This window comes from Bradyrhizobium sp. (assembly GCF_030697065.1).
Lineage (GTDB): Bacteria > Pseudomonadota > Alphaproteobacteria > Rhizobiales > Xanthobacteraceae > Bradyrhizobium.
Genome location: NZ_JAUYQU010000192.1, coordinates 1 through 5,355, shown reverse-complemented (window position 1 = coordinate 5,355; position 5,355 = coordinate 1). Strand labels below are relative to the sequence as shown.

Here is a 5,355-nt window from a genome sequence, read left to right as displayed (position 1 = left end):
CGATGCGCTGGTACGCGCTGGGCGTCGATTATGAAATGGCCGGCAAGGACCTGATCGATTCCGTAAAACTGTCTGGCAAGATCTGCGCCGCGCTCGGCGGCCTGCCGCCGGAAGGTTTCAACTACGAACTCTTCCTCGACGACAAGGGCCAGAAGATTTCCAAGTCGAAGGGCAACGGCCTCACCATCGACGAATGGCTGCGCTACGCGTCGCCGGAATCGCTGTCGCTGTTCATGTACCGCGAGCCGAAGTCGGCCAAGCGGCTTTATTTCGACGTCATCCCGCGCAATGTCGACGACTACCAGCAGTTCCTCGACGGCTTTTCGCGGCAGGACGCCAAACAGCAACTCGCCAATCCGGTCTGGCACATCCATGCCGGCCGGCCGCCGGCCTCCGACATGCCGGTCACGTTCCAGCTGTTGCTGACGCTGGTGTCGTCGTCGAACGCGGAGAATGCGGAGACCCTGTGGGGGTTCATCGGGCGCTATCGTCCCGGCGTGACGCCGCAGAGCCATCCGAAACTCGACGCCATGGTCGGCTACGCCATCAACTACTATCGCGACTTCGTGGCGCCGACCAAGCAGTTCCGCGAGCCGACCGAAAGCGAACGCGTCGCCTTGCAGGACCTGCGCGACGCGCTGTCGAACATTCCGGCGGATGCGAGCGCGGAAGACATCCAGAACGTGGTCTACGAGATCGGCCGCCGCGAGCCGTTCCTCGATCCGGTCAAGAAGGGCAAGGACGGCCGCCCGGGCGTTTCGCTCGACTGGTTCAACATGCTCTACCAGGTGCTGCTCGGTCAGGAAAAAGGCCCGCGCTTCGGCTCGTTCGTCGCGGTCTATGGCCTGACCAACGCGGTGAGCATGATCGACGGCGCGCTGGCACGGTCGGCGTAGGCTTTCTTCCTGCTTCCCTTGTGGGAGAAGGTGGCGCGAAGCGCCGGATGAGGGGTCTTTATCCGCGGAGACAGACCCCTCACCCTTCTTCGCTTCGCGAAGCCACCCTCTCCCACAAGGGGAGAGGGGAAGAGGAACGCGCGCTGCGACAATTCGGGATGGCAGGCCCGCTCCAATTTCCACCGGGCTCCCGTCCAAACTGCGCTATACTGCCTGCCATCCGAACGCTTCAAGCCTCCGTCGAGGGGCAGGCAACATCACGGGTTCAGCAGGGAGCACACGCATGCAGTTCAGGGTTTCGCCGAAAACGCTCGATAATTACAGCGCCGAGGAATGGCAGGCGCGGGTCGATCTCGCCGCCGCGCACCGGCTCGCCTTCAACCAGGGCTTCAGCGAGGGCATCTTCAACCATCTGACCCTGACGGTGCCCGGCCGTACCGACCGCTACTACCAGATTCCGTTCGGCATGCACTGGTCCGAGGTGACGGCGTCGTCCTTCATGGAAGTCGGCATTGATGACGGCGAGGTCAAGCGCGGCGAGGGCGACGTCGAGCGCTCCTGCTACTGCATCCACGCGCCGATCCACAAGGCGCTGCCGCAGGCCAAGGCGGTGTTTCACACCCACATGCCCTATGCCAGCGCGCTGACGCGGCTGGAAGATCCGCGCATCAAGGAGATCGGCCAGACCGAGGTCGGATTGATGGGCGAGATCGCCTATGACGACGAGTACACCGGCCCGGCGCTCGATCCGGCCGAAGGCGCCCGCCTCGCCGGCGTGATCGGCGACAAGAAGGTGCTGTTCATGGCCAATCACGGCATCTCCACGGTCGGCGCTTCCGTCGCCGATGCCTATGACATGCTGTATTACGTCGAGCGCGCCGCGCAGGTGCAGATCTACGCGATGTGGACCGGGCAAAAGCTGAAACAGTTGCCCGAACCGGTGGTTGCGAAGACCATGCGCGACATCGGCGGCAGCAGCATGTTCGAGGGTCCCAGTGCTGCGCAGCGGCACTTCGATGCCCTGAAGCGCATGCTGGACCGCAAGGAGCCGGACTACACGGAGTAGGCCTTCACGCTCCGAACCTCATCCCCGAGCAGCCGCGCGCACTTCGCGCGGCGCCTCGAAGGATAGTATGGGAGTTGCTTGCTGCAATGAAGCGACTCATCAAGACCGCATTGCTTCGATCCCTCAGCCTGCGTACACAGGTTCGGTTGGCGTATGCCCTCCTGAACAACGTTACCGCCTCGGCGTCGAGAGATGACGCGCATCTGCTTGAATGGTTGTTCGCTAAAGTGGACCTCCAGCAAGTCTTGCTTGAAGATCGCATTCGTCAGATCAAGTTTTCCGGCCGGGTCATTGCGGATGGCGCAGCTCCGGGGGTACGGCCTCCCCTCCAGACATGTCTCATGGAGGATACTTCGCCATGGACGCAACAGGCACGAATATCCGATGCGAATGCAATTCCAGGCATGATTTCGGAAGAGGAAGGTCAATACTACGAGTATATCGGCCGATTATATCGGGGGCACGGCGAGGTAATCGAGCTCGGCCCATGGTTGGGAAAGTCGACGCGGCATATCATTCGCGGATTGGACAAAAATCCGGAATTTCTTGGCAGGCAGCTTCACGTTTTCGATGACTTCGTCTGGCGCAGTTCCTGGATGAACCGGCACGGCGATTGCGAACAGCTGCCTGATCATGCGGATTTTCATCACCTCTTCGAGAAATACGTTCACGGCATTCGCCAACGTCTCGCCGTGACCCGGGGGAAGATTGTCGATTACGATGGAAATGAGGATCTTGCACAAATTGACTGGAGCGGCGCGCCGATCGAGATCATGTACGTCGATTGCGGTCGGACCTTGCAGGTGAACGAGGCATGGTATCGGATATTTTCTCCAAGCCTGATTCCGGACATTTCCCTTCTGATAATGCAGGATTGGCGAACACATCGCGAGAGGCCTCGCCTGTCCTATAACGAGACTCACTGGTTCACGGCCGCGCATCCGGAGCTGGAGATCGTTCATGAGGTAAAGGACGGCGGTATAGCCACCTTTCTTTACCGGGGTAAGCGATGATAGCGGGCTCATGCGAGACGACATGGCTTGCTCAACTCGTCATGCGCGGGCTTGACCCGCGCATCCATCCTTCTTCGCAGGACTCTTTGTGTTGATGGATTGCCGGGTCAAGCCCGGCAATGACAACTTCACTACTGACTCACCCACACGATCCGCGCGATCCATTCGACCTCGCCGGGTGCCAGCGTGCGGTCGACATGAACAGGGTCGAGCGATGCCAGCTCCATCGTCCTCGCGGTCCGGCGCTTCAGTTCCTTGACCATCATCTCGCCGCCGGTGGTCTTCACCACCACGCGGTCGCCGCGGCGGATCGCCGTGCCCGGCGACACCACGATGACGTCGCCGTCGCGATAGGCCGGCCTCATCGCGTCGCCCGAGATCTCCAGCGCATAGGCATGTTCGTCGCTGACCGCGGGCAGGCCGACCGCGTCCCAGCCGTTGCCGGCGGGGAATCCGCTGTCGTCGAAATGCCCGCCGGTGGCCGCCTGCGCAAAGCCGAGCAGCGGCACCGACCGGACGGTCCGCGGATTGTCGCCGATCAGTTCCACGAAGGTACCGATCGAGGTGTTGGTGGCGGCGAGCGACTTGGCCACCGATTCGGTGGATGGCCAGCGTTCGCGGCCGTCGGCGGTGATGCGCTTGGACTTGTTGAAGGTGGTGGGATCGAGCCCGGCGCGCCGGGCCAGCGCCGAGGCCGTGAGGCCGGCGCGCTCGGCCAGCCGGTCCAGCGCGGTCCAGATCTGGTCGTGGGTGAGCATGCGCGGCGCCTTCGGAACTTTGGCCATGGCTCGTTCGCAGGTTAGGAATTATTACCTTAGTAAGCCCGTTTCCGGCGCCGGCGCAAGGCCGTGAACCCGGCCCTTGAAGTGGGCAGGGTGCGCCGATACGGTCGGCAACATGTCCGGAAATTCCGGAAAAACCTCAAGAAACTCACGCAGCAGGCAGGACGTTCGGCAGGTGCGCAGGATCTACAAGATTTGTCCCGCCTCGGCCTGGCGCGAGGCCGAGCGGCAGGGCGTGTACCGGGGCAGCGCCGACGATGCGCGCGACGGCTTCATCCATTTCTCGCAAGCGTCGCAGGTGGCGGGGACGGCGAGAAAGCATTTCGCCGGCCAGACCGGCCTGTTCCTGATCGCGGTCGATGCCGATGCGCTGGGCGAAGCGCTGAGGTGGGAGCCATCGCGCAACGGCGAACTTTTCCCCCACCTCTACGGCGAACTCGATCTCGGCGCGGTCACCCGGGTCCAGGAGATGCATGCGCGGTCCGACGGCTTCCACGACGTCCCGGAACTCGAGCCGTGATCCGCGCCTTCGACGCCTTTTCGCTGCCGCTGCTGCGCTGGTTCGATCCGGAGGATGCGCACCGGCTGGCGATCCAGGGCCTGCGGCTGCTGCCGCCTGTCCGCACCAGGCCGGACGATCCGAAACTGGCGGTGCGGGCGTTCGGCCTGAATTTTCCCAATCCGGTCGGCATGGCCGCGGGCTTCGACAAGAGCGCGGAAGTCTCCGACGCGCTGCTGCGGCTCGGCTTCGGCTTCGTCGAGATCGGCACGGTGACCCCAAAGCCGCAAACCGGCAATCCGCGGCCGCGGCTGTTCCGGCTGGAGCGCGACGAAGCCGTCATCAACCGCATGGGATTCAACAATGACGGCGCCGATGCGGTGCTGCGCCGGCTGGCGGCGCGCGCCCATCTTGGCGGCATCGTCGGGGTCAATGTCGGCGCCAACAAGGATTCGGTCGATCGCGTCGCCGACTACGTGCGGCTGATCGAGACCTTTGCGCCGGTGGCGAGCTATTTTACCGTCAACGTCTCGTCGCCGAACACGCCGGGCCTGCGCAATCTGCAGCAGGCGTCGGCGCTCGACGATCTGCTGGCCAAGGTGATCGACGCGCGCGAGCGCGTCAGGCAGAACGCCGGCGACTCGCCGGTGCTGCTCAAGATCGCGCCGGATCTCAGCCTCGCCGAACTCGACGATGTCGTGCATATCGCCCGCTCGCGCCGGGTCGACGGCATGATCGTCGCCAATACCACGCTGGCGCGGCCCGCGACCTTGCGCGAAAGCAACCGCGCCAGAGAGCAGGGCGGATTGTCGGGCCGGCCGCTGTTCCGGCTGGCAACGCGGATGGTGGCGGAGACCTATGTGCGCGCCGAGGGCGCGTTCCCGTTGATCGGTGTCGGCGGCATCGACTCCGGCGGCGCCGCGCTGACGCGCATCCGCGCCGGCGCCAGCCTGATCCAGCTCTATTCGTCGCTGATCTACAAGGGCCTCGGCCTCGTCGAGGAAATCAAGAACGATCTCGCCTCGACCCTGCTGCGTACCGGCCGCGACTCGCTGTCGGAAATCGTCGGCGCCGATGCCGCGACGATTACCGCCGAGGA

General features: G+C 63.7%; 5 protein-coding genes and 1 pseudogene. 5 read left to right on the top strand and 1 reads right to left on the bottom strand.

Annotation, left to right across the window (positions count from 1 at the left end; all coding sequences use genetic code 11):
* The 3 genes and pseudogenes from lysK to Q8R73_RS15060 form a co-directional block, all read left to right on the top strand.
* A pseudogene (gene lysK / locus Q8R73_RS15070) lies at positions 1-896 on the top strand (lysine--tRNA ligase); the annotation flags it as partial.
* A gap of 283 nt (positions 897-1,179) precedes the next feature.
* Complete coding sequence (locus Q8R73_RS15065) at positions 1,180-1,962, top strand: class II aldolase/adducin family protein (protein ID WP_305720343.1); 783 nt, start codon at positions 1,180-1,182, stop codon at positions 1,960-1,962.
* A gap of 86 nt (positions 1,963-2,048) precedes the next feature.
* Positions 2,049-2,975: a hypothetical protein gene (locus tag Q8R73_RS15060; protein ID WP_305720342.1), complete on the top strand. Its 927-nt coding sequence runs from the start codon at positions 2,049-2,051 to the stop codon at positions 2,973-2,975.
* Positions 2,976-3,106: 131 nt separating this feature from the next.
* Here Q8R73_RS15060 and Q8R73_RS15055 read toward each other — a convergent pair whose 3' ends face one another.
* The gene (locus Q8R73_RS15055; RefSeq protein WP_305720344.1) at positions 3,107-3,733 is read right to left on the bottom strand and encodes a helix-turn-helix transcriptional regulator; all 627 of its coding nucleotides are present in this window, start codon (positions 3,731-3,733) and stop codon (positions 3,107-3,109) included.
* Between the two features lie 199 nt (positions 3,734-3,932).
* Here Q8R73_RS15055 and Q8R73_RS15050 point away from each other — a divergent pair, with 199 nt between their 5' ends.
* Together Q8R73_RS15050 and Q8R73_RS15045 are read left to right on the top strand one after the other, a co-directional pair.
* Positions 3,933-4,277 carry a DUF952 domain-containing protein gene (locus Q8R73_RS15050; protein ID WP_305720341.1) on the top strand — a complete coding sequence of 115 codons (345 nt, stop codon included), beginning with the start codon at positions 3,933-3,935 and terminating at the stop codon, positions 4,275-4,277.
* Positions 4,274-5,355: quinone-dependent dihydroorotate dehydrogenase (locus tag Q8R73_RS15045; RefSeq protein ID WP_305720340.1), on the top strand; the 1,082-nt coding region annotated here is incomplete at its 3' end. The genes Q8R73_RS15050 and Q8R73_RS15045, both read left to right, overlap by 4 nt.

Coding starts and splice junctions, on each gene's coding strand:
- Q8R73_RS15065 (WP_305720343.1), top strand. CDS start 1,180: ATGCAGTTCAGGGTTTCGCCGAAAACGCTCGATAATTACAGCGCCGAG.
- Q8R73_RS15060 (WP_305720342.1), top strand. CDS start 2,049: ATGAAGCGACTCATCAAGACCGCATTGCTTCGATCCCTCAGCCTGCGT.
- Q8R73_RS15055 (WP_305720344.1), bottom strand. CDS start 3,733: ATGCTCACCCACGACCAGATCTGGACCGCGCTGGACCGGCTGGCCGAG.